The organism is Aeromonas sp. S11(2024) (assembly GCF_041402345.1).
Taxonomy (GTDB): Bacteria; Pseudomonadota; Gammaproteobacteria; order Enterobacterales; family Aeromonadaceae; genus Aeromonas; species Aeromonas veronii.
On sequence record NZ_JBGLRC010000012.1, the window covers coordinates 97,154 to 123,383 of the forward strand.

At 58.9% G+C, this 26,230-nt stretch carries 21 protein-coding genes; 7 read left to right on the plus strand and 14 right to left on the minus strand.

Annotated elements, in window-relative coordinates:
- The first annotated feature begins 57 nt into the window (after positions 1-57).
- The gene (dtpB, locus tag ACB040_RS12135; protein ID WP_371154923.1) at positions 58-1,563 is read left to right on the plus strand and encodes a dipeptide/tripeptide permease DtpB; all 1,506 of its coding nucleotides are present in this window, start codon (positions 58-60) and stop codon (positions 1,561-1,563) included.
- Positions 1,564-1,620: 57 nt separating this feature from the next.
- Here dtpB and ruvX read toward each other — a convergent pair whose 3' ends face one another.
- From ruvX to metK, 7 genes are all read right to left on the minus strand, one after another.
- On the minus strand, positions 1,621-2,043 hold the full coding sequence (ruvX, locus tag ACB040_RS12140) for a Holliday junction resolvase RuvX (RefSeq protein WP_005343821.1): 423 nt from the start codon (positions 2,041-2,043) through the stop codon (positions 1,621-1,623).
- A 43-nt stretch (positions 2,044-2,086) separates the two neighbouring features.
- The gene (locus ACB040_RS12145; RefSeq protein WP_005349793.1) at positions 2,087-2,641 is read right to left on the minus strand and encodes a YqgE/AlgH family protein; all 555 of its coding nucleotides are present in this window, start codon (positions 2,639-2,641) and stop codon (positions 2,087-2,089) included.
- Positions 2,642-2,842: 201 nt separating this feature from the next.
- The gene (gene gshB / locus ACB040_RS12150; RefSeq protein ID WP_371154926.1) at positions 2,843-3,793 is read right to left on the minus strand and encodes a glutathione synthase; all 951 of its coding nucleotides are present in this window, start codon (positions 3,791-3,793) and stop codon (positions 2,843-2,845) included.
- A 114-nt stretch (positions 3,794-3,907) separates the two neighbouring features.
- A complete protein-coding gene (gene rsmE / locus ACB040_RS12155) occupies positions 3,908-4,639 on the minus strand; it encodes a 16S rRNA (uracil(1498)-N(3))-methyltransferase (RefSeq protein WP_199415333.1) in 732 nt (243 codons plus the stop codon).
- A gap of 119 nt (positions 4,640-4,758) precedes the next feature.
- Positions 4,759-5,463, minus strand: coding sequence for an endonuclease (locus ACB040_RS12160; RefSeq protein ID WP_088869945.1), 705 nt, complete (start codon positions 5,461-5,463; stop codon positions 4,759-4,761).
- Positions 5,464-5,536: 73 nt separating this feature from the next.
- Positions 5,537-6,064 carry a SprT family zinc-dependent metalloprotease gene (locus ACB040_RS12165; protein ID WP_371154928.1) on the minus strand — a complete coding sequence of 176 codons (528 nt, stop codon included), beginning with the start codon at positions 6,062-6,064 and terminating at the stop codon, positions 5,537-5,539.
- Positions 6,065-6,132: 68 nt separating this feature from the next.
- Positions 6,133-7,284 (minus strand): methionine adenosyltransferase, encoded by a 1,152-nt coding sequence (gene metK, locus ACB040_RS12170; RefSeq protein ID WP_005338519.1) that lies wholly within the window; start codon positions 7,282-7,284, stop codon positions 6,133-6,135.
- 349 nt (positions 7,285-7,633) lie between these two features.
- On the opposite strand from metK, the gene tkt reads away from it, so the two are divergent.
- Entirely contained in the window at positions 7,634-9,625 is a 1,992-nt protein-coding gene (tkt, locus tag ACB040_RS12175; RefSeq protein ID WP_139464133.1) for a transketolase, read from the plus strand.
- A gap of 85 nt (positions 9,626-9,710) precedes the next feature.
- Here the strand turns inward: tkt and ACB040_RS12180 are convergent, their stop codons facing one another.
- Together ACB040_RS12180 and ACB040_RS12185 are read right to left on the minus strand one after the other, a co-directional pair.
- On the minus strand, positions 9,711-10,535 hold the full coding sequence (locus ACB040_RS12180; protein WP_335838611.1) for a hypothetical protein: 825 nt from the start codon (positions 10,533-10,535) through the stop codon (positions 9,711-9,713).
- 179 nt (positions 10,536-10,714) lie between these two features.
- A complete protein-coding gene (locus ACB040_RS12185) occupies positions 10,715-11,980 on the minus strand; it encodes a RidA family protein (RefSeq protein WP_371154932.1) in 1,266 nt (421 codons plus the stop codon).
- Positions 11,981-13,192: 1,212 nt separating this feature from the next.
- Between ACB040_RS12185 and ACB040_RS12190 the strand changes: the two genes are divergently transcribed.
- The gene (locus ACB040_RS12190; protein ID WP_005338512.1) at positions 13,193-14,065 is read left to right on the plus strand and encodes a hypothetical protein; all 873 of its coding nucleotides are present in this window, start codon (positions 13,193-13,195) and stop codon (positions 14,063-14,065) included.
- A 22-nt stretch (positions 14,066-14,087) separates the two neighbouring features.
- On the opposite strand, the gene ACB040_RS12195 is transcribed toward ACB040_RS12190, so the two are convergent.
- Together ACB040_RS12195 and ACB040_RS12200 are read right to left on the minus strand one after the other, a co-directional pair.
- The gene (locus ACB040_RS12195) at positions 14,088-15,209 is read right to left on the minus strand and encodes an anhydro-N-acetylmuramic acid kinase (protein ID WP_204477593.1); all 1,122 of its coding nucleotides are present in this window, start codon (positions 15,207-15,209) and stop codon (positions 14,088-14,090) included.
- Between the two features lie 312 nt (positions 15,210-15,521).
- Positions 15,522-16,847 (minus strand): peptidoglycan DD-metalloendopeptidase family protein, encoded by a 1,326-nt coding sequence (locus ACB040_RS12200; RefSeq protein ID WP_371154935.1) that lies wholly within the window; start codon positions 16,845-16,847, stop codon positions 15,522-15,524.
- A gap of 109 nt (positions 16,848-16,956) precedes the next feature.
- Here ACB040_RS12200 and tyrS point away from each other — a divergent pair, with 109 nt between their 5' ends.
- The gene (gene tyrS / locus ACB040_RS12205) at positions 16,957-18,156 is read left to right on the plus strand and encodes a tyrosine--tRNA ligase (RefSeq protein WP_005347884.1); all 1,200 of its coding nucleotides are present in this window, start codon (positions 16,957-16,959) and stop codon (positions 18,154-18,156) included.
- 42 nt (positions 18,157-18,198) lie between these two features.
- Here tyrS and ACB040_RS12210 read toward each other — a convergent pair whose 3' ends face one another.
- The gene (locus tag ACB040_RS12210) at positions 18,199-19,134 is read right to left on the minus strand and encodes a LysR family transcriptional regulator (protein ID WP_371154937.1); all 936 of its coding nucleotides are present in this window, start codon (positions 19,132-19,134) and stop codon (positions 18,199-18,201) included.
- A 108-nt stretch (positions 19,135-19,242) separates the two neighbouring features.
- Between ACB040_RS12210 and budA the strand changes: the two genes are divergently transcribed.
- Together budA and alsS are read left to right on the plus strand one after the other, a co-directional pair.
- The gene (budA, locus tag ACB040_RS12215; protein WP_371154939.1) at positions 19,243-20,037 is read left to right on the plus strand and encodes an acetolactate decarboxylase; all 795 of its coding nucleotides are present in this window, start codon (positions 19,243-19,245) and stop codon (positions 20,035-20,037) included.
- A gap of 18 nt (positions 20,038-20,055) precedes the next feature.
- Positions 20,056-21,726, plus strand: a complete 1,671-nt coding sequence (gene alsS, locus ACB040_RS12220) for an acetolactate synthase AlsS (RefSeq protein ID WP_005338504.1) — start codon at positions 20,056-20,058, stop codon at positions 21,724-21,726.
- Positions 21,727-21,840: 114 nt separating this feature from the next.
- Here the strand turns inward: alsS and ACB040_RS12225 are convergent, their stop codons facing one another.
- Both ACB040_RS12225 and ACB040_RS12230 read right to left on the minus strand, forming a co-directional pair.
- Complete coding sequence (locus ACB040_RS12225) at positions 21,841-23,253, minus strand: MATE family efflux transporter (protein WP_371154941.1); 1,413 nt, start codon at positions 23,251-23,253, stop codon at positions 21,841-21,843.
- Between the two features lie 73 nt (positions 23,254-23,326).
- Positions 23,327-24,265 carry a LysR family transcriptional regulator gene (locus ACB040_RS12230; protein WP_267512141.1) on the minus strand — a complete coding sequence of 313 codons (939 nt, stop codon included), beginning with the start codon at positions 24,263-24,265 and terminating at the stop codon, positions 23,327-23,329.
- Between the two features lie 498 nt (positions 24,266-24,763).
- Between ACB040_RS12230 and ACB040_RS12235 the strand changes: the two genes are divergently transcribed.
- Entirely contained in the window at positions 24,764-26,056 is a 1,293-nt protein-coding gene (locus tag ACB040_RS12235; protein WP_005338498.1) for an HAAAP family serine/threonine permease, read from the plus strand.
- Positions 26,057-26,230 lie beyond the last annotated feature (174 nt).

The following is a 26,230-nucleotide window of genomic DNA, read 5'->3' on the forward strand; positions in this document are numbered from 1 at the left end:
TAGTGCGGCAGCCACCACCAGATTAATAAAAATAAATCTCAGCAAAGGCAGGTTACTATGCGTCCAGCAACAGCACCGACCGGGTTGTTACAACAACCCAAACCCTTCTTCATGATATTTTTCGTCGAACTCTGGGAGCGCTTCGGTTATTACGGCGTGCAGGGAATCCTGGCTGTTTTCTTTGTGCAGCAACTGGGTTTTTCCCAAGAGCAATCCTTTATTACCTTCGGTGCCTTCTCGGCGCTGGTATATGGCCTGATCTCGGTTGGTGGCTATGTCGGCGACCATGTGCTCGGCACCAAGCGCACCATGGTGCTGGGGGCCGTGGTGCTGGTGATAGGCTACTTTATGACCGGCCTCTCTATCTACAATCCCGACCTGATTTTCTATGCGCTGGGCACCATCGCGGTCGGTAACTGCCTGTTCAAGGCCAATCCGGCCAGCCTGCTGTCAAAATGCTACCAGCCAAAAGATCCGCGGCTGGATGGGGCGTTTACCCTGTTCTATATGTCGATCAATATTGGCTCCCTTATTTCCCTCTCGCTCGCTCCGGTGATTGCCGATCACTACGGCTATACCGTGACCTATAACCTGTGTGGGGTGGGGCTGATTATTGCGCTGTTCACCTTCTTTGCCTGCCGCAATATGGTCAAGGATATTGGCTCCGCGCCGGATCACCTGCCACTTAATTACAGCAAGCTGCTGCTGGTTATATTGGGCTCGGTAGCCATGGTCTTCTTTTGCGCCTGGCTGATGCACCACGTGGTGATCGCCAACATGGTGCTGATGACGGTGACCATCGCCGTGGTGGTCTTCTTTTTTCGCGAGGCATTCAGGCTCGACACAGTGGGCCGCAACAAGATGTATGTGGCCTTCGTGCTGATGCTGGAGGCGGTGCTCTTCTATGTGCTGTACGCCCAGATGCCGACGTCTCTGAACTTCTTTGCCATCAACAACATGCACCACGAGATGCTGGGCATGAGCGTCAACCCGGTCAGCTTCCAGGCGCTCAACCCCTTCTGGGTGGTGGTGGGTAGCCCGGTACTCGCGATGATCTATACCCGAATGGGCAGCAAGGGGCGGGATCTCACCATGCCGCTCAAGTTCACCCTCGGGATGTTCTTCTGCTCGCTGGGCTTTTTGACGGCGGCGGCATCCGGCTGGTGGTTTGCCGATGAGCAGGGGCTGACCTCCCCCTGGTTTATGGTGCTGATCTACCTGTTCCAGAGTCTGGGAGAGCTGATGATCAGTGCGCTGGGACTGGCGATGGTGGCTGCGCTGGTGCCGCAACGGCTGATGGGCTTCATTCTCGGAATGTGGTTCCTGACTCAGGCGATGGCGTCCCTGCTGGGGGGCTATGTGGCGACCTTTACCGCCGTGCCGCAAGGGATGACGGATCCGCTGCAAACTTTGCCCATTTACACCGGCGTATTTGGCAAGATCGGGATGGCGACCTTGCTGATTGCGGTGGTGATGGGGCTGATGGTGCCCTGGCTGAACCGGATGATGAATGCGAACCCGACAGAGGCCGAAGGGCTGGTAGCGGGACAATCACAGGCGTAATGAGGGGATAGTGCGAGACAGGGCAAGGGCGGCGACCCTTGCCTTGCTGTTGATGGCTTAGTTGTACTGCTCTTCCATCCAGGCTTCGACGATCAGCTGCGCCGATACCCCGTCTACACTGCCTTTCTCCAGCGCGCGATAGCCGCCTCGCTCAAACAGCCGGGCGCGGGCATCTGTGGTGGTGAGTCGTTCATCCTTGAACTCCACCGGCTTGCCGAAACGGCCATGCAGCCGGTTGCCGAATTTGCGGGCCCGTACCGTGATCTCCTGATCTGTGCCATCCATGTTCAGCGGCAGACCGACAACCAGCAGGTCCGGTTGCCACTCCTTGAGCAGCTTCTCAATCTCGTCCCAGTTGGGGATGCCGTCGTTGGCCTTGAGGGCGCGCAGAGGCTGGGCTGTGCCAGTCAGCTCCTGACCGATGGCGACGCCAATGCTCTTGGTGCCATAGTCAAAGCCCATGATGCTGCGTGATGACATAACTGATAAATCCTCGAAATAGAGAGCGGAGCGGGCCAGCCGATCAGCTGTGGCCGATATCGCTGGAGAGGTGAACCGGGTTCACCCCTATGCTGGCGGCAGCTTGCTGCCAACGTTTGTGAATGGGGGTCTTGAACACCAGAGCCGGATTGGGAGGGATCACCAGCCAGGCGCCATCCACCAGCTCCTGCTCCAGCTGCCCGGCGCTCCAGCCGGCATAGCCAAGGGCCACCAGCCAATGGGCAGGGGCCTCGCTCGTACCCAGAGTTTCCAGAATATCCTTGGAGGTGGTCACCATCATCTCATCCCCCACCTGCAGGGTGGAGTTGAAGCCGGGGCGGAAGCTGTGCAGCACGAAGCCGCGATCGGCGTGAACCGGCCCCCCTTGCAGTACCGGTTGTTTGAGCTCCGGGTTGTTGGGCGGGTTGAGCTGGAGCTGGGTCAGCATGGTTTCCAGCGACATCTCCACCGGAATGTTGACGACCAAGCCCATGGCGCCCTCTTCGTTGTGCTCGCACAGATAGACCAGCGAGCGTTCGAAGTAGGGATCCGTCAGACTTGGCATGGCAAGCAGGAAGTGATTTTGCAGTGTTTGCATAGAGGCCAAATAGTGCAAAGGTATTTGAGGTCAATTATGGCAGTTGATCCCCATGGGAAAAACCGCTTTTTGGGCTGGGCGAGATCCTGCCCCTTTCCGGATTGCCTTGAAACAGAGAGGGTGGCGCCGGGCCACCCTCTCTGTTTCCGGGCTTGTCAGGGGCGGGTTACCCCTGAACAGGCCGGTTAGCCTGCCAGGCGATTATTTGCCCAGCCGACGCTCGATGGCATCCATCAGCATACCGGTGATGTGCACGTCGAAGGCGGCTTCAATCTCGCGAATGCAGGTCGGGCTGGTGACGTTAATCTCGGTCAGGCGGTCGCCGATGATATCGAGGCCAACGAAGATAAGCCCCTTCTCTTTCAACGTCGGGCCCACTGCGCGGGCGATGGTCCAGTCGGCTTCGCTCAGGGGACGTGCTTCACCACGGCCACCGGCCGCCAGATTGCCACGGGTTTCCCCCTGCGCCGGAATACGGGCCAGACAGTAGGGAACCGGCTCACCGTCCACTACCAGTACCCGCTTGTCGCCATCCTTGATGGCGGGCAGATAGGTCTGCGCCATGCAGTACTGGCTGCCGTGGGCGGTCAGAGTCTCGATAATCACGCCGACGTTGGCGTCATCTTCCTTCATGCGGAAGATGGAGGCGCCGCCCATGCCGTCCAAGGGCTTCAAGATCACGTCTTTGTGCTTCGCGTGGAAGGCGCGCAGCTTGTCGGCGCGGCGGGTCACCAGCGTGGTCGGGGTGTGCTCGGCAAACCAGGCGGTGTAGAGCTTCTCGTTGGCGTCGCGCAGGCTCTGCGGCTTGTTGACGATGAGGCAACCCTCATCCTCGGCCCGCTCCAGCATGTAGGTGGCGTAGATAAATTCGGTGTCGAACGGCGGATCCTTGCGCATCAGGATCACATCGAGGTTGGAGAGGGGCTGGTCCACCACCTCGCCCAGCGTGTACCAGTCGGCATAGTCATATTTGACAGTGAGCGGGCGCATGGTGCCAAAGGCGCGACCGGCTTCCATGTAGAGATCCTTCATCTCCAGATAGAAGAGCTCATAGCCGCGCTTTTGCGCCTCTTCGAGCATGGCAAAGCTGGAATCTTTCTTGATGTTGATGGCCGAGATGGGGTCCATCACGATGCCGAGTTTAATGGTCATCCGCTGTTCCTTTTTAATGGCTCGATAGGGTTGTAGGGTCGATTAGCGCAGCGTAATCGGCCGCTTGCGGCTGCGTCGATGCAGCCATGGGGCTGATTGATGCGGCCGATAGTATCAAGCGAGATCGCCAAAGCGGCACTGCAGCGCAGTTATCGCAGTCAGGGCGGCGGTTTCGGTACGCAGCACCCGCGGCCCCAGCAGCATCTCTTTGAAATCTTCCTGCACGGTACGGGCGATCTCGTCGCTCGACAAGCCCCCTTCCGGGCCAATCAGCAGGCGCACGCCGTGCTCGGGAACGGGCAGGGTGTTGATGCTGTACTCGGCGCGCGGGTGCAGGTTGAGCTTGAGCTCTTTGGTCTCTTCCGCCAGCCAGGCGTCCAACTCCATCGGCATGCGTACCTCTGGCACCACGTTGCGGCCGCACTGTTCGCAGGCGCTGATCACCACCTTCTGCCACTGCTCGCGCTTCTTCTCCAAGCGGTCTGCCGGCAGCTTGACGCCGCAGCGCTCGGAGAAGAGCGGGGTGATGCAGGTGACGCCCAGCTCCACCGATTTCTGGATGGTGAAGTCCATCTTGTCGCCGCGGCTGATCACCTGACCGAGGTGGATGGCCAGCGGTGACTCCACCGATTGGGCGTCACAGCTGTCGATGGTCACTTCCACCGACTTCTTGCCGACGCTGGTGATGGTGGCGGGATATTGATTGCCATCGCCGTTGAATAGCTCGAGCTGCTGGCCCGGCTGCATGCGCAGTACCCGGCCGATATGGTTGGCGCCGTCTTCCGACAGGGCGATGGTCTGGCCAACTTGCAGGGTGGCCGGTTCATAGATACGTGGAATGCGCATGGCTGATTGTCAGTCTCTTGCTTGGAAACCCTTTATATCCTGCGGCGAGCAAGGCTCACGCGGCAGTGGGTAAGGGCTTCATGATAGGAGGGGCAATCCCCCTCCCAGTTCAAATGGGGTTATTGGCACTGCTTTTCAATAAAGGGATTGGTATTGCCCTGCAGCTTGCCGATGCGGCGATTGCGCTCGCACTCCCAGCCTTCTGCCGGGTACTGCCTGTCCCAAGCTTCAAACAGTTTACGCTGTTGCGCTGCCAGACGCAGCCCATACTGCTGGCTCATGTAGAGGTAGGCGCGGGCAATCTGACCCCGTACCGAGCCCTTGGGCGGCTGCACCCGACGATCCTTGAAATCCACCAGCATCTGGCACTGACCGTACTGATCCGGCTTGCCGTTCCAGTCGGAGAAGCGGTAGTTGGCCCGATCGCCGTTCACCTCGCCAATGGCGGGGAAGAGGTTGTGCATGTCCCCCTCCATCTTGTTGAACTCGGGGCTCACCTTCTCGCAGTTTTTGCGGCCGCCATCCTGCCAGCACTGCAGCTGGTGGCCGAACTCCCAGGCGGGGACCACGTGTTCCCACTCGATGCGGGCGGCACGCTTGGCCTGCTTGCGCGGCTCATAGCCGCAACTGGCGAGATCCGGGCTCATTTTCTTGCCCTGATAGTCGATGTCGCAGCCGCAGTAGAAGGTGGTGACCGCAGGCTGGCTGCGATAGAGCTTCACCAGATCCTGCTTGGCTTCGCGAAAGGTCTGGGCGTGCAGAGGCGCGCTGAGCAGCGGCAAACCGGCCAGCAGGGTCAGGGCGAGGGAGGAGATGAAACGCATGGAATTCCTTGCAAACGGGATGATTGACGAACGATGGCGGGCACCCTACCACAGGGGTGCGACACAAGTTGGCTTACTGCTCTGGCTCCGGCCGTTCCCGCTCCAGCGGCTGCTTGCAGCGACGACAGTGATAGCGGGCCTCGCCGCGCACCACCTTGTTGTGGCGGCGAATAGAGAGTTGATGCTGCTGGCAGTGACAGCGATAGGGCACGGTGCGCTGGGCCAGTACCGCCAGATCGAAGCTGTGGGTAGTTCTGGGCTCAAGGCCGAACACCTCCCGCATCACCGATTGCCACTGGCTGCCGTGAGGCAAGACCCGGTTTTTGCCGCGCCCGTCACCCCACAGGGCGTAAACCAGCAGATGGGCCACCTCGTGGGGCACCACCTCATCCAGAAACGCCTGCTGGTTGGCCTGATAGAGGGCGGGATTGAAGCGCAGCTCCCAGGTTTGCAGCCGCGCCGATCCCGCCGCCCGGCCCCGCATATTGCAATGGACTTGCGGGCGGGAGAAGGTACGGCCAAGGCGCGCCTCGGCCTGCACAAAACAGGCTTCTACGCGTTGTTGCAGCAGGGCGACAAGCTGGGCTGGGGTGGCAGACATCAACATCTCGTCAGATAGCGGATAAGCAAAAGGGGAGCCAGGCTCCCCTTTTATCACAACAGCGAGCCTTACAGGCCAGCGGCGGAACGCAGCAGTTCGGCCTTGTCGGTCTGCTCCCAAGGGAACTCGTCGCGACCGAAGTGACCGTAGGCAGCGGTAGCCTGGTAGATCGGGCGCTTCAGATCCAGCATTTCGATCAGACCATACGGGCGCAGTTCGAAGTGCTCGCGAACCAGCTTGACCAGCAGCTCCTCGGCGACCTTGGCAGTACCGAAGGTTTCAACGCTGATGGAGGTCGGCTCGGCCACGCCGATGGCGTAGGAGATCTGGATTTCACAGCGATCGGCCAGACCGGCGGCAACGATGTTCTTGGCAACGTAGCGGGCGGCGTAGGCAGCGGAGCGGTCAACCTTGGACGGATCCTTGCCGGAGAAGGCGCCACCACCGTGACGGGCCATGCCGCCGTAGGTGTCGACGATGATCTTGCGACCGGTAAGACCGCAGTCACCCATCGGGCCGCCGATAACGAAACGGCCGGTCGGGTTGATGAAGTATTTGGTGTCCTTGTTGACCCACTCGGCCGGCAGCACCGGCTTGATGATCTCTTCGCGTACCGCTTCAACCAGATCCTTGTGGCTGATGGATTCGGCGTGCTGGGTAGACAGCACCACGGCATCCACACCGATGATCTTGCCTGCGTCGTCGTAGGCGAAGGTCAGCTGGCTCTTGGCATCCGGACGCAGCCACGGCAGGGTGCCGTTCTTGCGCACTTCAGCCTGACGCTTCACCAGCAGGTGAGAGTAGGTGATGGGGGCCGGCATCAGCACGTCGGTTTCGTTGGTGGCATAGCCGAACATCAGGCCCTGGTCGCCAGCGCCCTGCTCCAGCGGATCGCTGCGGTCAACACCCTGGTTGATATCCGGGGACTGCTTGCCGATGGCGTTCAGCACGGCGCAGGAGTCAGCATCGAAGCCCATGTCGGAGTGGGTGTAGCCGATTTCACGTACGGTATCACGCACGATCTCTTCGATATCAACCCAGGCAGAGGTGGTTACTTCACCGGCCACCATGACCATACCGGTCTTGACCAGGGTCTCGCAGGCAACGCGTGCCTTGGTATCTTGCTTGAGGATGGCGTCCAGTACCGCATCGGAGATCTGGTCCGCAATCTTGTCGGGATGGCCTTCGGAGACCGACTCGGAAGTAAACAGCTTTGCCATGATAAGAGTCTCAGCTTGTCTGGGTTATCGCCACGGCAATAACCGGATGAATAGGATGGTGTAGAGGTATCTACATCTGGACGTCTATTTTAATTAGCGCCCCCCCCGATTGCCAGCACTATTTTGTCGCGCAGTGTCCAATGGGTCACAAGCGGTGCTCTCCTATCCCGAAAGGGATGGAAATCAAACGTTTTTCTCTGGTTGCTTTGGTCAATAGAGGGCAAGAAAAGCGATTGTCCTCCCAAAGCCACTTTATTCATCCAGATAATATTTGCACGCCGCGCGCCCTGCTGGGACAATAACGCGCCTTAATCTTGGCCATCAAATGAAGCAATCGCAGGAGATTCAGATGCCTTCTCGTAAAGAGCTTGCCAATGCCATTCGTGCATTGAGTATGGATGCCGTTCAAAAAGCCAACTCCGGTCACCCGGGCGCCCCCATGGGAATGGCGGATATCGCCGAAGTGCTGTGGCGTAGCCACCTCAGACATAACCCGAACAACCCCAAGTGGGCCGACCGCGACCGTTTCATTCTCTCCAACGGCCACGGCTCCATGCTGCTGTACTCCCTGCTGCACCTCTCCGGTTATGACCTCTCCATCGACGATCTGAAAAACTTCCGCCAACTGCACTCTCGCACCCCGGGTCACCCGGAGTACGGCTATGCACCGGGCGTTGAAACCACCACTGGCCCGCTGGGTCAGGGCATCACCAACGCCGTTGGTATGGCGATCGCCGAGAAAGCCATGGCTGAGCAGTTCAACCAGCCGGGCCACGACATCGTTGACCACTACACCTACGCCTTTATGGGCGACGGCTGCCTGATGGAAGGTATCTCCCACGAAGCGTGTTCCCTGGCAGGTACCCTGCAACTGGGCAAACTGATCGCGTTCTGGGATGACAACGGCATCTCCATCGACGGTCACGTAGAAGGCTGGTTCACCGACGACACCGTCAAGCGCTTCGAAGCCTACGGCTGGCACGTTATCCCGGCTGTTGACGGCCACAACCCGGAAGCCATCAATGCCGCCATCGAAGCCGCCAAGGCCGAGACCGGCAAGCCGACTCTGATTTGCTGCCGCACCATCATCGGTTACGGCTCCCCGAACAAATCCGGTTCTCACGACTGCCACGGCTCACCGCTGGGCAACGACGAGATCGCCGCGGCTCGCGCATTCCTGAAGTGGGACCACGCTCCGTTCGTTATCCCGGCCGATATCGCTGCCGAGTGGAACGCTCAGGAGAAGGGCGCTGCACTGGAAGCCGACTGGGCTGCCAAGTTCGCTGCCTATGAAGCCGCTCACCCGACGCTGGCTGCCGAATTCAAGCGCCGTACCGCTGGCGAACTGCCGGCCAACTGGGCTGCCGAATCCGCCAAGATCATCGAAACCCTGCAAGCCAACCCGGCCAAGATTGCTACCCGTAAAGCGTCCCAGAACTCTCTGGAAGCCTTCGGCAAGCTGCTGCCGGAGTTCATGGGCGGCTCTGCTGACCTGGCGCCTTCCAACCTGACCATGTGGTCCGGCTCCAAGTCTCTGACCAACGACGATGCCTCCGGCAACTACATCCACTACGGTGTCCGCGAGTTCGGCATGTCTGCCATCATGAACGGTATCGCCCTGCACGGTGGTTTCATCCCCTACGGCGCTACCTTCCTGATGTTCATGGAGTACGCTCGCAACGCCTTGCGCATGGCCGCCCTGATGAAGCAGCGCGCCATCTTCGTTTACACCCACGACTCCATCGGTCTGGGTGAAGATGGCCCGACTCACCAGCCGGTTGAGCAGATCGCCTCCCTGCGCCTGACTCCGAACATGAGCACCTGGCGTCCGTGTGACCAGGTTGAATCTGCCATCGCCTGGAAACACGCCATCGAGCGTACCGACGGCCCGACCTCTCTGATCTTCTCTCGTCAGAACCTGGCCCAGATGGACCGTACTGCCCAGCAGCTGGCCGACACCGCCAAGGGTGGCTACGTGCTGAAGGATTGCGCCGGTACTCCGGAGCTGATCCTGATCGCCACCGGTTCCGAAGTGGAACTGGCTGTTGCCGCCTATGAGCAGCTGACTGCCAAGGGCCGTGCCGTGCGCGTGGTCTCTCTGCCGTCTACCGACGTGTTCGACGCCCAGTCTGCCGAGTACAAAGAGTCCGTCCTGCCGTCCTCCGTCACCAAGCGTGTGGCCATCGAAGCCGGCATCGCTGACTACTGGTACAAGTACGTCGGTTTCGGCGGCAAGATCATCGGTATGACCACCTTTGGTGAGTCCGCACCGGCCGAGCTGCTGTTCAAGGAATTCGGCTTTACCGTGGAAAACGTGGTTGCGACCGCAGAGTCCCTGTAATAGCTGATTGCTTTGTATAGAACTGAAAAGCGCCTCCCTTGGGAGGCGCTTTTTTATTGTAATAAAAACAGTTACGGGAAATATACTATATATCTTGGTTCTTAATTGGATAACTTATTATTGTCTGACAATCGTTTAGTAAACACATCTGATTTCCTTTTAGTTCTGAAAAAGGAAAGTCAGAAAAATGAATGTTGTAACTGGATAAATCTAGAACTAATTTACTAGAATTGAAATCAAATCGCGCGGCATGCGTTGGGTATATGCCTTCATCTTTTGGGGTTACGAGAAATGCGATTGGAAAAAATGACAATAAACTTAGTACTGTCGAATGCCCTTGATTGAAAAAGCTCACACACTTTGCGCTCAAGTGACGATCGTAAGGATAAAACCAATAATATATATCATGGGTTTTTGTAATAGCATGGTCATCCCCTAGTACAAATTTCTTTAGTGGGTCAAAGTACGGTGATTTTTGTGGTGGCTCTTTACACTCGGTAACTGATGTTGCAGATAGAATATGACCTATCATCGCTCTGGCATATTTGATAGGGTTTATGTCAATAGATACGGTATTATATGGGGAGATTGGATTCTGAAAATAATTACGAATTTTACTTGTCAGCTTTTTATTTGTATCTGCAACCTCGCCATCATTGCCTCCTAAGATATTACTGTTACAGTTGCTGCAGATCGTTCTGAATTTGCTTCCATTGGTTGATGGTACGCCTTTTATTGATTTTGCACCTGCTCCCATCATTTCCATAATATGACGTTGTTCAACCTTAGTTACAGTAATTGAACCCTGCGGAGGAACATGATCTATCGAGAGTGTGCCAAACTCTCCACAAATCAAACAATATCCATCTCTGATTTTTACATGTCTTACTCTTTCTGAAATTTTACTCATCACTAACCATCCCCAAGTATCTGTAGTGACATCAATTATATGCATGAGCTTGTAGGTTCGATTAGCGAAGCGTAATCGGACGTTCGCGTTCTTTAAGACGATGCCATAAAAATAATGCCCTACATGTTACATAAAAAGAGACCGGCTATCAGCCGGTCTCTTTTTATTTATCGCAACCCTTACGCCTGCGGCGGGGTGCTTTCCGCATTGGACATCACCGCATCAATTTGCACCAGGGCGCCAGCGGGCAGTTCGCTTACCCCGAATACGCTGCGGGCAGGCAGATAACCCGGGAAATATTTGGTGTAGACGGCGTTGACCGCATCCAGATCGGCGATATTACCGAGCTGGATATTGACCTTGACGATATCGTCCATCACATGGCCGATGCTCTCCACAATCGCTTTGATATTGCTCAGGCACTGGGCGGTCTGCTCCTTGATGCAGCCAGCCAGGATCTTGCCGGTGGCGGGGTCAATCGGTAACTGCGCAGAGAGATGGTTGTAGTGGGAGAAGGCGACGGTCTGGCAATGGAGCGGGCTGCGCGGTGCCTTGTCGGTATTGCGGGCACGGATCACCAGATTGTGACGATCTTCCACCCGTTGCGGCGGGGTGCCGTCACCGTGGGAGATGACCGCATCCATCTGCACCCGTGCACCCATGGGCAGAGCGGCGGCACTGACTACCGAGCGGGCGGGCAGATAGGCGACGGCGCGGGCGATGGCGGAGTCGGGGAAGAAGGTGGTGTAGACCTCGTTGACGGCCTCCAGATCGGCCAGATCGGTCAGATAGACGGTGACCTTGACGATATCGTCAAACGGCACGTCGATGCTCTCCAGCACCGCCTTGATATTGCGCAGGCACTGGCCCGCCTGCTCCTTGATGCCACCGGCGACCAGTTGGCCCGAGGTGGCCTCGACCGGCAGCTGGGCGCCGATATTGTTGTAGTGGGAGAAGGCCACGGTATGGGTGGAGAGCGGATTGTGCGGCGCCTTGTCACTGTTGCGGGCGAGCTTCACCAGCGGGCAAGGATCTTGCGGGAAGGTGCCTTCGCCGTTGGAGATGATGGCATCGATCTGCACCAGTGCGCCCAGCGGCAGGGCGGCGACGGCGAGGGTGGTGCGGGTCGGCAGATAGCCCGGGAAGAATTCGCGATAGACGGCGTTGACCGCCTCCAGATCCGCCATCTCTTTCAGGAAGATGGTCGCTTTGACCATATCGTCCATCACATGGCCGATGCTCTCGATGATTGCCTTGAGGTTGCTCAGGCACTGTCTTGCCTGCGCGGTGACATCGCCGCTCACCATCTTGCCGGTGGCGGGATCGACCGGCAACTGGGCCGAGATATTGTTGTAATGAGAAAACGCCACCGTTTGGGTGCAGGGGCCCAGATCCTGGGGTGCATGGGGGGTATTTCTTGCCGACTTGATGATGGTGCCACTCATAGATATGCCTCTTTTTAATATTTGTTGTTCATTCAGGTACAGGTTTACCCCATCTTGTTGTGCGCCACGGCACTGCGCCAGCGGCGGCATCCCCGGTTATTATTTGCGATCCACTCAATTACTGAGAGGAATAAGGGAAGAGAGGACAGGGTAGATATTTCAGACGCTGCGATTCTATGAGTGGCTATCAGGGGTTGCAAACCGCGGATTGCATTTCTATGAGATGGCTCAATGGGCGCAAATTTAATCATATTGCTATTCAATTCACCCGAAATCGTAGCCAATTTGTTCTCAAATGGTGCCGAACCGGCAGACAGCCTTGCCCTGACTGGGTTTGCTCTCCCCCTCTTCGGGATATTGGAGTGTGAATAAAGGGTTAATATTATGCGCCGATGTGCAAATAATACATATTATGGTGCATGGATATCTGTTTTCAGCTCTTTTAAGGGGCTATGAAAATTCCCGTGGATATGCATATCCACCTTATTAAAGATACCTCTGGAATATAATTCACGGCTTTTGCATTCCTCTCTGTTAATGCTGATTCCGGCATACTCGATGACACCTTGCTGGCAGCCGGGATCTGTTATTAACGCCATAAAATTCTATGCCATGAATTTGCACGGCGGATCTGCCCCGGCTGCACAGGAGTGCGGAGCATGGTGTTGGTGTTGGTGTTGGTGTTGGTGTTGGTGTTGGCGTGACGGTGTGCAGGAGCGGGGGCGCTCGATAAGAGATGGCGATAGATGAGATGTGGCGCTGGATGAGGGAGGGGAGGTGGTGGCAATCCGCGTCTCTTCCCGCCGGTTGTATCCCTAGATGGGTGGGGTTGCCCCGCGTCATAGGTTTTTCCACTTTTTGCGGCTTTGTCTGATCTCCCTCTTATCTGTGGCTGGTTGTGATGATTGGGATGGTTTTCAGGGCTCGGAAACAGCTCAGGTGATTTCGCATGTATAAAGTTTAATGTACTGTTTTTAAAAGGAAATGCGTAAAAAAATGGATTTATCGACCGCTTTTTATGGTTTCTTGGTGAAACTGTTAATTAGTGGCGTGATTGCGAGTCAGGTCGCTTTTTTCAATCGTTATTAATCGTATGATTAATAAGGTGGTCAAGGAGCCCTGACGGAGAGCATCGATGCACCGGCAGGCCATTGCCCAGGATTGGCAAGCGAGATCGCGTCGCGATCATCATTACCTGACTGTGGAGGATTTATGCTGGGTTTCGTTCTGGGCGATATGTATTGTCAAACATCTGGGCAGCGGTTACCTCCTCGCCTGGGAAAGAGCTTTCCCATTCCTGCCGATTACCGACTGCGCGGCCGGGTATCCGCCGCCATCATGACCATCGAGAGCCTGCTCGATACCCCTTATCCGCAAAAGCAGTTTCGTGATCTGGTCTTTGGCGCCTTTATCGAGCGCCAGCGTCGGCTGTTTGGCGAACATGTGATTGTGGCCCGCATGGAAGGGGAGGAGGGGCTGGAGCTGTCGATTGATCTCTCGTTTGTCAGCACCGCCGTACCTGTGGGCCTGCTGGCCATCTCTGAAGAGCTGGCCCTCGCCACGGCGCCGCGTCCCAAGAAGAGCCATCCCCACTACGAGGCGCTGTGCAAGGCGATCGACTGCATGGTGATGCTGATGTTTTATGGCAAGGTGATCCGCCAGCGGAATACGGTGTTGGAAAATATCGGCCATCAGTTTGGTTATCAACCCGCGGCGACCCTGACGGCGCGTGTTGGCAAGGGTGGGGAGGATGATTACGACGCCTTCATGGTCAATATCATGACCTGTATTGCTCACTCCAACTCGCTCAAGGAGGCGCTGGAGAACGCCAGCCGGATGGGAATTCAGGAGCCTGCTTTCTTCTGCATCGTCGGGGCGATTGCCAGCACTCTGTGGGGCGTTCCCAGACAGTGGGCGTATCAGGCTTCACAGCTGATCCATCGCTCCCACCACCACTACATCCAGAATCTGCTTCGCTGTGAAACCCGTGCCGGGCGGCGCCATATCAATCTGGAGCCGCCAAAGCCCCCGCTGTTTGCACCGATCCGGCAACAGGTTGTGCGTCTGTTCAAGGGGGCACACTGATCCGCTGCCCCCTTGTCATCACTCAGGCGGGATAAAGTGCCCCCAGCACAGCCGGACGGCTGGCACCGGTGACGGCGGGCAGGTTGCCCGGCTTGCGGTGAACAAAGCACATGGCCAGCCAGGCAAAGGCTGCGCCTTCCACCCAGTCGGGGGCAAGGCCCAGCTCGGCGGTGCTGGCGATGCGCCATGCAGGCAGCAGGCTGGCCAGCTCCTTCAGCAAGGGGGCGTTATGGGCACCGCCGCCGCAGACAAACAGCTCGGCTTTCGGCTGGCTGGCACCGACTGATTCGGGCCGGGCGGGCAGTTGGCGGGCGATGCTGTGGCAGGTGAGCGCCTGCAGGGTGCGCTGCACATCCACGGGGGCGTATGAAGTGCCTGCCAGCTCCCCATCGAGCCAATCGAGGGTAAACATCTCCCGTCCGGTGCTCTTGGGGGCGGGGGCGGCGAAATAGGGGTGAGCCAGTAGTTTCTCCAGCAGGGCCGGGATGGGCTTGCCACTGGCGGCCCATTTGCCACCGGCGTCATAGCTGCCGCCGTGGGGCTGATGGCGGCGATACCAGCCATCGAGCAGGGTATTGGCCGGGCCGGTATCAAAACCATAGACACCGCCCGGATTGCCTGGCAGCACCGAGATATTGGCGATGCCGCCGAGGTTCAGTACCACCCGCAGGGCGCCGGGTTTGGCAAACAGCGCCTGATGGAAGGCGGGTACCAGCGGCGCCCCCTGACCACCGAGGGCCATGTCCATGGTGCGAAAATCGGCGATAACGTCGATGCCGGTCTGGGCGGCCAGCAGGGCGGCGTTGCCGATCTGCAGGGTAAAGCCAAGCTGGGGGCGATGGCGGATGGTCTGGCCGTGGCTGCCGATGGCGCGAATATCTTTGGGCTCAAGCTTCGCCTTGGTCAGCAGCGCGTGGGTGGCGGCGGCAAACTCTCGCGCCACCAGATTATCGGCCACCCCCATGCGGTCGATTTCGTTGTCGCCCGGGGTGCAGAGGGCATGCAGCGTGCGGGCGGTCTCTTGCGGCCAGGGGTGACAAAGCGCCGCTTCGACCCGCAGTTCATCCCCGGCGATCATCACCAGCACGGCATCAATGCCGTCCATGCTGGTTCCCGACATCAGACCGATATAGCGTTCAGCCATGTGTCTCCTTACATTGCTGCTTGAAAATGCGGTGTGCAGAGAGGGTTAAGAGGGGAACGGCTTTCATCCCATGCCACATGGCGTGGTCTTTGACATCAGACCGATATAACGCTCAACCATGGGGCATCCTCAATGCGGACCGGAAAAAGAGTGAGAGAGACAGGATAGATAAGCCCTTACGCCTGTGCCACATGCCGCTCCCGGTGTTCCATCTCATCTTATGCCTGAAGTCGGACTCATTTCAATCTGGTTACCTAGCGCGAGCTCAATAAAATGGGCTGGCAGGGCCTTCACCCTGCCAGCCCTGATGGCTTAGTTGCCGCGACCATCCCGCTTGTTCTGGGCCAGCTGCAGCTCGGGGTTGTCGAGCTTGGCCAGTTGCGGCATCGCCAGCTTTTTGAAGTTGGCCAGCTCGCGTCCGCTCAGGGTCTCTGCCTGCGGCAGGGTGAGGTTGCGCGGGTTCTTGTGAATGCCGCCCACCACGAATTCGTAGTGCAGGTGCGGGCCGGTGACGCGGCCGGTGCCACCCAGAGTGCCGATGGTCTGCCCCTGCTTCACCCGCTGTCCCTTGTTGACGGTGCGTTTGGAGAGGTGCAGGTACTTGGTCACATAGTTGCCGGCATGCTTGATAAAGACGTAGTTGCCGTTGAACTGGTTGTAACCGGCGGCCACCACGCTGCCTGAGCCCGCCGCCATGATGGGGGTACCCACCGGCGCCACATAGTCGATGCCGTTGTGGGGGCGGATCTTGCCGGTCACAGGATGGAGGCGGCGCGGGTTGAAGTTGGAGCTGATGTATTTGAAGTTGACCGGTGCACGCAGGAAGCTCTTGCGCATCGCCTTCCCTTCCGGGGTGTAGTAGTTGCCATCTTCATTGAGCACGGCGCGGTAGGCGGTGCCCTGGTTGACGAACTCCGCCGCCAGAATATCGCCGGAGGCGACCCGCTCGTCGTCGCGGAACTTGTCTTCATAGACCACCCGGAAGCTGTCCCCCGGCTGCAAGTCCTGGGCAAAGTCGATGTCCCAGCCGAAGATGGCGGCCAAGTCCATGATCTGATCTTCGGTCATCCCCGCATCCACCGCGGCGCCCCAGAAGCTGGAGCGGATCTCGCCCTTGCTCACCTGTTCGCGGGTGTCGAGGGCGATCTTGACGTTGCGGGCGACAAAGGTCTCCTCCTTGCGGCTCACCTTGAGCGCCTGCTCCAGACTGTGGGGGTAATAGAGGCTGTGCAGCTCGCCGTTCTCGGTGAGCTTGAAGGTGAGCTCCTGTCCCGGTTGCAGCATCCGCAGGGGATCGCTGCCCTCGAGCTGATCGATCAGGTGCAGATCCGTGGTGCTCAGGCCAATGCGCTGGAAGATGACTCCCATGTTGTCGCCACGGCGTACCTTCACCTGCTTGGTGATATAGCGCGGCTTGGGCGGGGTAACGGGCTGGGCGGCCTCGGCCGGCAGCTCGTCGTTCAGTACGTTGTCGTTGGCCGGTTCCCGCAGGGCAATCTCGTTGCCGTTTTCATCGACCCGTGTTGCCACTGCCTGTTCACTTGGCCAGGCAGCCAGCATCATGATCATGATGCTCAAGATCAGCACCATCTTGCGGTGCCAGTGGGGGAGTGCGTTGAAGGCGTGCCAAATAACCATGAGAAGCAGATGAAGTCGGGCAGAATGGACGGATTTTACAGCCTTTCCAATTGGCCCGCCATTCCAGTAATATGTTTGGCCCTGTGGAATCGTGATGGAGAGTCAAAAAATGTCCCAGCTCGAGGTGGCGCTAGCCGAGATCAAGCGCGGAGCGGAAGAAATTCTGGTTGAAGAAGAACTTGTCGCCAAGTTGAAGGAAGGGCGCCCGCTGCGCATCAAGTTGGGCATGGACCCGACCGCCCCCGACATTCACCTGGGTCATACAGTGATCCTCAACAAGCTGAAGACCTTCCAGGATCTGGGCCATGAAGTGATCCTGCTGATCGGTGACTTCACTGCCATGGTGGGAGATCCCTCCGGCAAGAACGCCACCCGTCCGCCGCTCTCCGAAGAGGCCATCAAGCACAACGCCCTCACCTATGCCGAGCAGGCGTTCAAGATCCTCGACCCCGCCAAGACCCGCATCGAGTACAACTCGACCTGGCTGAGCGAGCTGGGTGCGACCGGCATGATCAAGCTGGCGGCCAAGCAGACCGTGGCCCGCATGATGGAGCGCGACGACTTCAAAAAGCGCTACACCGGCGGTCAATCCATCGCGATTCACGAATTCCTCTATCCGCTGCTGCAAGGCTATGACTCGGTCGCGCTGAAGGCGGACGTCGAGCTGGGTGGTACCGACCAGAAGTTCAACCTGCTGATGGGCCGCGAGCTGCAAAAAGATGCCGGCATGGCGACCCAGTGTGTGCTGATGATGCCGCTGCTGGTGGGTCTGGATGGCGTCAAGAAGATGTCCAAGTCCGCAGGCAACTACATCGGCGTCCACGACGCTCCGGGCGAGATGTTCGGCAAGATCATGTCCATCACCGACGATCTGATGTGGAACTACTACGAGCTGCTCTCCTTCCGTCCGCTGGCTGAAATCGAAGAGTTCAAGGCAGGCATCGCTGCCGGTACCCTCAACCCGCGCGATGTGAAGATCTGGCTGGCCAAAGAGATCATCGCCCGTTATCACGACGAAGCGGCGGCCGAAGCGGCCCACGAAGATTTCACCCAGCGTTTCTCCAAGAACGCCATTCCGGACGAGATGCCGGAAATCGAGCTGGCACTGGAAGGTGAAGGTCTGGCCATTGCCAACCTGCTGAAAGAGGCCGATCTGGTGGCCACCACCTCCGAAGCGCTGCGGATGATCAAGCAGGGCGCGGTCAAGGTGGATGGCGAGAAGCTGGAAGATGGCAAGGCACTCATCGGTGCTGGTACCGCCGTCTATCAGGTCGGCAAGCGCAAGTTTGCCCGGGTGACTGTCAAATAAGCAGTACCGTCAAATAAGCCGTCGCATCAGGCAAGCTGGTCATCAAACCGGTTCAAGCTTGTTCAACAGGGCCTCCTTCGGGAGGCCTTGTTGTATCTGGGCGGCACGGATCTGGGCGATAAAGTGCCGCAGCACGGCACTACCTGGATGCGGCCGTGTCGCCAGACTGATACTGGTCATCATGCCGTTGCCCTCAATGGGGTGATAACTGACCCCGAGCGGGCGCAGCGCCGCCACCGAGCTGGGCACCAGAGTCACGCCAAAGCCCGCCTGCACCATGCCGACGGTGGAGATCACTTGCGGACATTCAGGCCCCAGTATCGGCTCGAACCCCGCCTCCCGACAGAGACCCACTATTCCGTCATAGAGCCCGGGCCCGATGGCGTGGGGAAACAGAATAAAACTCTCGTCCTTCAGGCTGGCCAGTGACAAGGGGCCCGGCTTGGCTTTGGGGTGGCTGGTCGGCAGGGCGATCAGCAACGGCTCCTGCTCGATAAGGTGATGGGCAAAGCCCTCGCTACCCCGGCAGGGCAGCCGCAAGATGGCGGCATCCAGCCGATCGTTGCGCAGCGCCTCCACCAGTGCCGGCATGGTGCCCTCCTGCGGGCTGAGGGCTACCTCGGGGTAGCGCTCCCGATAGTCGTGCAGCAGGGTCAGCACAGCGGGGTGGAGCACGGTGGAACCGGCAAAGCCGATCCGCAGTGCCCCCTGCTCGCCCCGGGCAATCCGCTTTACCTTCAGTTTTGCCGCATCGGCCAGCGCCAGGATCTGCGCCGCATCCCGATAGAGGCTCTCGCCCGCCTCGGTCAGTTCGACACTGCGGGTCAAACGGCGCAGCAGCGGGGTGCCCAGGGTCTCCTCCAGCTTGCGTATCTGCTGGCTCAGCGGCGGCTGGGCTATGTTGAGTGATTCGGCTGCGCGGGTGAAATTCTGCTTTTCAACAACGGCCATGAAGTAGCGGAGCGTACGAAGTTCCATATCGATTGAGTCTCAAAGTCATGGGATCAGCGTATTGGTGTTGAAATGTGAACCAAGTCACCATTGGATCCGAACGCTAACAGGATTCACGGTGGAGGTGAAACCCGAATGGAACATATTGCAACATCTGACAGTGCCGGGTGCAGCTGTGCCCTCGAAGTGAGCAAGCAGTTTTCCCGCTGGCGCAGGCAGCATGACGGTGGCGAGATCTACCAGAGTTCCCTGATGAGCGCCCTGCTGGCGGGGGTCTACGAAGGGGAGACCACCATGAGCGAGCTGCTGCGCCACGGCGACTTTGGCCTCGGCACCTTCAATCACCTCGATGGCGAACTGATCGCCTTCGAGCGCCAGATCCACCAGTTGCGCTCCGATGGCTCGGCCCGGCCCGCCCGCGCCGATCAGAAGACCCCCTTCGCGGTGATGACCCATTTTCGCCCCTGTCTGGAGCGTCGCTTCGACCATCCCCTCAGCCGTGACGAGATCCACCAGTGGGTGGATCGGTTGGTGGGATCCGATAACGTCTTTGTCGCCCTGCGCCTCGACGGCCAGTTTGAAACGGCCAAGGTCCGTACCGTGCCGCGGCAGGAGCCCCCCTATCGCCCCATGCTGGAAGCCATTGAACAGCAGCCGCTGTTCCGCTTTGCCGCAGTGGCGGGGACTCTGGTGGGCTTTCGCTGCCCGCCGTTCGTGCAGGGGGTCAATGTGGCGGGTTTTCACGAGCACATGATCACCGCCGATCGCAAGGGGGGCGGCCATCTGCTCGACTACACCATGGCCCACGGCACCCTGCGGCTTTCTGTGGTGCGTCACCTCAATCTGGCCCTGCCATCGGATCCCGCTTTCCGGCAGGCAGATCTCAACCCTGCCGATCTCGATCGCGCCATTCAGGCCGCCGAAGGCTGATAGACAAGGAGCAATATCATGGAAAACAGACAGTGGAAGTGCGGTGCCGAGCTGGTGGTTCGTCATCTGGAGGCGCAAGGGGTCAAGCAGGTGTTCGGGATCCCGGGGGCCAAGATTGACCGGGTGTTCGATGCGTTGGAGGACTCCCCCATCGAGACCATAGTGGTGCGCCACGAGGCAAACGCAGCCTTTATGGCGGCCGCCGTGGGGCGCCTGACCGGCAAGGCGGGGGTGGCGCTGGTCACTTCGGGCCCCGGTTGCTCCAACCTTATTACCGGGCTGGCGACCGCCACCTCGGAAGGGGACCCCATGGTGGCGCTGGGCGGTGCGGTGCGCCGTGCCGACGGCCTCAAGCTCACTCATCAGAGCATGGATACGGTCAACCTCTGCCGTCCGGTCACCAAGTTCAGCGCTCAGGTCAACAGCGGGGCGGCAATTTCGGAAGTGATGGCCAACGCCTTTCGCGCTGCCGAGCTGGGGCGGCCGGGGGCGGCCTTTGTCAGCCTGCCGATGGATATCATCAACAAGCCGGTGCAGGGCAATGTGCTGGTACCCCGCGAGGTGCCGGAGCCGGGCTGCGCCGATGAGCAGAATATGGAGCAGGCATTGACCCTGCTGCGCAACGCCCAGAATCCGGTGGTGCTGCTCGGCCTGATGGCGAGCCGGCCGGAAAATGCCGAAGCGGTACGCGCCTTCCTCGACAAGGCGCGGCTGCCGGTGACCGGTACCTATCAGGCCGCCGGGGTGGTGGACAGCTGCCACTTCGATGACTTTGCAGGACGGGTCGGGCTCTTCAACAACCAGCCGGGGGATCAGCTGCTGGCAGGGGCCGATCTGGTGATCTGCATCGGCTACAGCCCCATCGAGTACGACCCCGTGCTGTGGAATGGCGACCGGGAGCGGCGCATCCTCCATATCGACGTGCTGCCTGCCGATATCGACAGCAGCTACTGCCCGACCGCCGAGCTGGTGGGGTCGATCCGCGCCAACCTGTTGCAGCTGACCCGCATCATGGGCAATCCGAAAATCCGTCCCCCCGAGGTGGATCGGCTGCTGCAAGGGGTTCGCCAGCAGCGGCTGCGCCTGGCGATGCGGGCCGACGATCTGCACGGCAATCCGGTTCACCCCTTGCGTATCGTGCGCGAGCTGCAGGATCTGGTGCGCGACGACATGACCCTCTGCGTCGACATGGGCAGCTTCCATATCTGGATTGCCCGCTACCTCTACAGCTTCCGTGCTCGTCAGGTGTTGATCTCCAACGGTCAGCAGACCATGGGGGTGGCACTGCCGTGGGCCATCGGTGCGGCGCTGGTGCGGCCGGGTGAGAAGGTGATCTCGGTATCGGGGGATGGCAGCTTTATGCAGTCGAGCATGGAGCTGGAGACGGCGGTGCGGCTCAAGAGCAATATCGTTCACATCATCTGGGTCGATAACGGCTACAACATGGTCGCGATGCAGGAGCAGCAGAAGTATTGCCGCACCTCCGGCGTCTCTTTTGGTCCCATCGACTTCAAACGCTATGCCGAATCGTTCGGGGCGGCCGGGTTTGCGGTGCGCTCGGCCGACGAGTTGCGCGCCACCCTGCGTGCCGCGCTGGCGGTGGAGGGGCCAGCTGTGGTGGCCATTCCGGTGGATTACTCCGACAACCCGGGGCTGATGGCCCAGCTCAGGCCAGAAGTATTGGCATAGTGTGGGCAGCAGTTCTGGCCTGAATCCCTGTGTAAGAGCAGGCAGACCCGTCCATATAGCAAAAACCGGCATCAGGGGATGCCGGTTTTTTATTGCTACGCGGGATGAGTTGCCTTAACGGGCCAGCTGGACGGCGGCTCGTGCGCGGGCCGGTTGCGGGCGACGCTTGTTTTTTGGCGAGCAGGCCATCTTCAGGCGCAGCCACTCGCGCCACAGCAGCCAGCAGAGCGGCAGGGTGAGCAGCAGCACGGTCGCGGGCTGGGCCATCAGCACCCCATCACGACCCCACAGTTGCGGCAGCAGGAAGATGAGCGGCAGCAGCAACACGGTTTTGGCGATGGAGATGACCAGCGCCTGACGGGTACGCGCCATGGATTGCAGCAGCACTATGCCGAACATGATGATCCCCTCCAGCGGAATGGCGCCGAGGTTGAGGGTCAGGCTGCTGATGGCAGCAGCCAGCAGTTCGGGATCCTTGTCGCCGGTATAGAGCATGGCGACCTGTCCCGGCAGTAGCTGGATGGTGAGCCACACCAGCATGCCATAGATAAAGGTGAACTTGAGCCCCATCTCCATCAGGTACTTGAGGTTGCGATGGCGCTTGGCCCCCGCCGCCTTGCTGATAAGCGGCTGAATGCCAAAGGCGAGCCCCTGCAGGATGACGATAAAGACCGCTTCGGTGTAACCGGCCACGGTAAAACCCGCCAGATCCTTCACATTGCCATACACCATCAGCTGGCTGTTGTGCAGCATCAGCAGCAGCCCGAGGTTGAACTGGGCAATCAGGCTCGGCAGGCCGGTAAAGAGCAGGTGCGGCATGGCGGGGAGGTTGGGCACCAGATCCCGCCAGCTGAGGCGCAGTCGCGCCCAGGGGGTGAAGAAGTAGCCAAGGCCGATCAGGCTCACCGCACCCTCTGCCATCAGGGTGGCCTGCGCTGTACCGATCAACCCCAGCCCCAGCCGACCCACCATGATGTAGTTGAGGATGATATTGAGCACGGCGCCGCTGCTCACCAGCACCATGGCCAGTTTCGGGCGGCCATCGTTGCGCAGCAGATAGGGCACCGCCAGATTGCTGGCCAGCAGCAGGGTACCGCCGCCAATCCAGGTGAGGTAGTCGCTCGCCTGTTTCCAGGTCTCGGTGCCCTGTTCAATCCCCAGCCCCAGCAGGATATCGGTGTGGGTGTAATAGAGCAGCACCGGCGCAACGCCCCCGAGTCCGGCCAGCAGCCAGAGGGCGTTGACCAGCGCCTGACGGGCCTGCGTGTCGTTTTTCGCCCCTTGCTGGAAGGAGATGGCAGTGGCGGCCCCCATGCTGATCATGGCGGCCAGACCGATCAGCACCATGATGACCGGATAGACCAGGTTGATCCCGGCGAGGCCAGCGGCGCCGACATAGTGGCCGACGAAGATGCCGTCGATGAGGTAGTAGGCCCCCGAGACCAGCATGGCAAGAATGGAGGGGAGGGCGTAAGCCCAGAAGCGACGGGTCATGGCCCGTTGCCGCAGTGTTAAATAGGCAGACATATCTGTTCTCTCGGGGAGTTCGATTATCGAACAGCTAGTCTAGATTAATACTTATTTGGTGATAATCAGGGTTTCACTTGATGAATTGCTGAGTATTGCTCATTAATTCGGGGTGTTGGTAGTGCGCCTTGAGCATGTCGATCAGGATGCGCAGGCCGCTGCCCAGTTGATGCCGACTGGGATAGAAGAGGTAGAAGCCGGCAAAGGTGGGGCACCAGGGCTCCAGCACGGTGAGCAGTTTCCCCTCCGCGACCTTTTGGCTCACCTCCTCTTCCAGACAGTAGGCGAGCCCCAGCCCCGCCTCGGCGGCGCCCAGATAGAGGGCCGGGGTGCTGGTGGTGAGCGGCCCGGTCACTTCGATCTCCAGCATGGTGCCATCGGCGGCAAAGGCCCAGCGATAGTGGTGGTGCGGGGTGAGGCGATAGCCGATACAGGCGTGGCGGCTCAGCTCGCTCGGGTGCTCCGGCGTACCGTGCTCCGCCAGATAGGCCGGGGAGCCCACCACCAGATAACGCTGGGGCGGGCCGAGGGGGATGCCGATCATCTCCTTGGGCAGCAGATCGCCATAAAAGAGCGCGGCATCGTAGCCATCTTCAATCAGCCGGGGCATCAGCTCCTGCTCCACCACCTCCACCTGCATCCGCGGATAGCGGGCCAGATAGTCGATCAGCACAGGTGCCAGCAGGCTGTCGATGGCGCCGCGGGGGGCGCAGAGCTTGAGTCGTCCCACCGGTTCATCGCTGTTGCGGGCCAGCTCGCAAAGCGCCTCTTCAAGAGTATTGAGGGTGGGGAGCAGCTGCTTGAGTAGCCGCTGGCCCGCTTCTGTCGGCACCACGGCGCGGGTGCTGCGGTTGAGCAGCCGCACCCCCAGACGGGCTTCCAGCCCCTTCAGGCTGTGGCTGAGGGCGGAGGCGGAGACCCCGAGTTCGAGGGCGGCCTTGCTGAAACTGCGGTGACGGGCGACGGCGGCAAACACCGCCAGTTCGGCGAGATCGGTACGGGTAATGGTCATCATCAATCAACAAAAAGGCGTGAGTCACAAGGGTACGCCAAGGCCGAGCTGCACACAATCCGCGCTAAACGTGTGGCTTGTTGCAAATATGTAGCTTCTCGCAGGCCATTGATTCCAGTGAAACTAAGTTGAATTGTTAAAAAAAACTCACAATAAGGCGCTTTGAGTGTGATCTTGGTCGTCCGAAAGGCGACCAAAATCAAACTTTGGTTGATTAATTCAAAAAAACGCTGTGATTAATAAGGGCATTTAATTAAAGTCAGCCCATCAAGAGTGGCGCACGTTAATCGGTTGTTAAGTGAGACGGGCGCCGACCCTCAGGGTCAAAATCTCGCACTGTTGTTTGTTGCAATCCTGTTGTCACAAGGAGTGATGGCCAGGTTGCCGGGGGGCGAGAGGTTAATATCAAGGACGGACAGCAGGCGTTCCAGGGAGATGGAACCGGGCCAAGGCCCGACCAAACAAGAATCCCATTTTCCTAGATGACAGGAACAACGTATGTCTGACATGAATATTGCAGCTGATGGTCGTTTAGCCAGCAACACCTCCCGCGGCGTCAACAAGGCCGATGTGGTCTGGATGCTGGGTCTGTACGGTACCGCGATCGGTGCCGGTGTGCTCTTCCTGCCAATCAACGCCGGTGTAGGTGGCCTGTGGCCGCTGGTTGCCATGTTGATCCTGGCGCTGCCGCTGACTTTCTTTGCTCACCGTGGTCTGACCCGCTTCGTGCTGTCCGGCTCTACCCGTGATGGCGACATCACTGAAGTAGTAGAAGAGCACTTCGGCAAGACCGCAGGCAAATTCATCACCCTGCTCTACTTCTTTGCCATCTACCCGATCGTGCTGATGTATTCAGTCGCCATCACCAACACCGTCGAGAGCGTGATTGTTCACCAGCTGGGCATGTCTGCACCTCCCCGTGCCGTTCTGTCACTGGCCCTGATCCTCGGTCTGATGGCGGTTGTTCGCCTGGGCGGCCAGGTTATCGTCAAGGCGATGAGCGTGCTGGTATTCCCGTTCGTGCTCACCCTGATGGGTCTGGCGTTCTACCTGATCCCGCACTGGAACGGTGCCATCATCACTGAAGCTCCGGCCCTGTCCGACGCCTTCAACGGTGACTTCATCAAGACCCTGTGGTTGGCTATCCCGGTAATGGTGTTCTCCTTCAACCACTCCCCGATCATCTCCTCCTTCGCGGTGGACAACAAAGGTCGTTACGGTGAAGGTGCCGAGAAGAAGTGCAGCAACATCCTGCTGGGCGCCCACGTCATGATGGTGATGACCGTTATGTTCTTCGTATTCAGCTGCGTACTGAGCCTCTCCCCGGCTGACCTGGCTGCAGCCAAAGAACAGAACATCTCCATCCTGTCCTACCTGGCCAACCACTTCGATAACCCGGTTATCGGTACTGTGGCTCCGCTGATCGCCATGGTTGCCATCAGCAAATCCTTCCTGGGTCACTACCTGGGTGCGCAAGAGGGCATGAACGGCCTGATGGCCAAGGCGCTGCGCGAGAAGGGCAAGAACGTTGACACCAAGCAACTGAACAAAGTTACTGCCGTGTTCATGATCCTGACCACCTGGGCCATCGCTACCATCAACCCGAGCATCCTCGGCATGATTGAAGACCTGGGCGGCCCGATCATCGCAATGCTGCTGTTCCTGATGCCGATGTACGCCATCACCAAGGTTCCGGCCATGCGCAAATACGCTGGCAACATCAGCAACGGCTTCGTGACCATCATCGGCCTGATCGCCATGTCCGGTATCATCTACAAGCTGATTGCCTGATAACTCCGGTTACCAAGTTGAATGAAGAAGCCGCCTCGCAAGAGGCGGCTTTTTTTATGGCTGTGTCCCGTCCTGAATATGGTTTACACCTTTCCCCCCAATAAATGGAGAACCCGATGGGACAAGGTGTGAAACGGACACAGCGCGATTACTCGCTGACTTTTAAACTGGCGC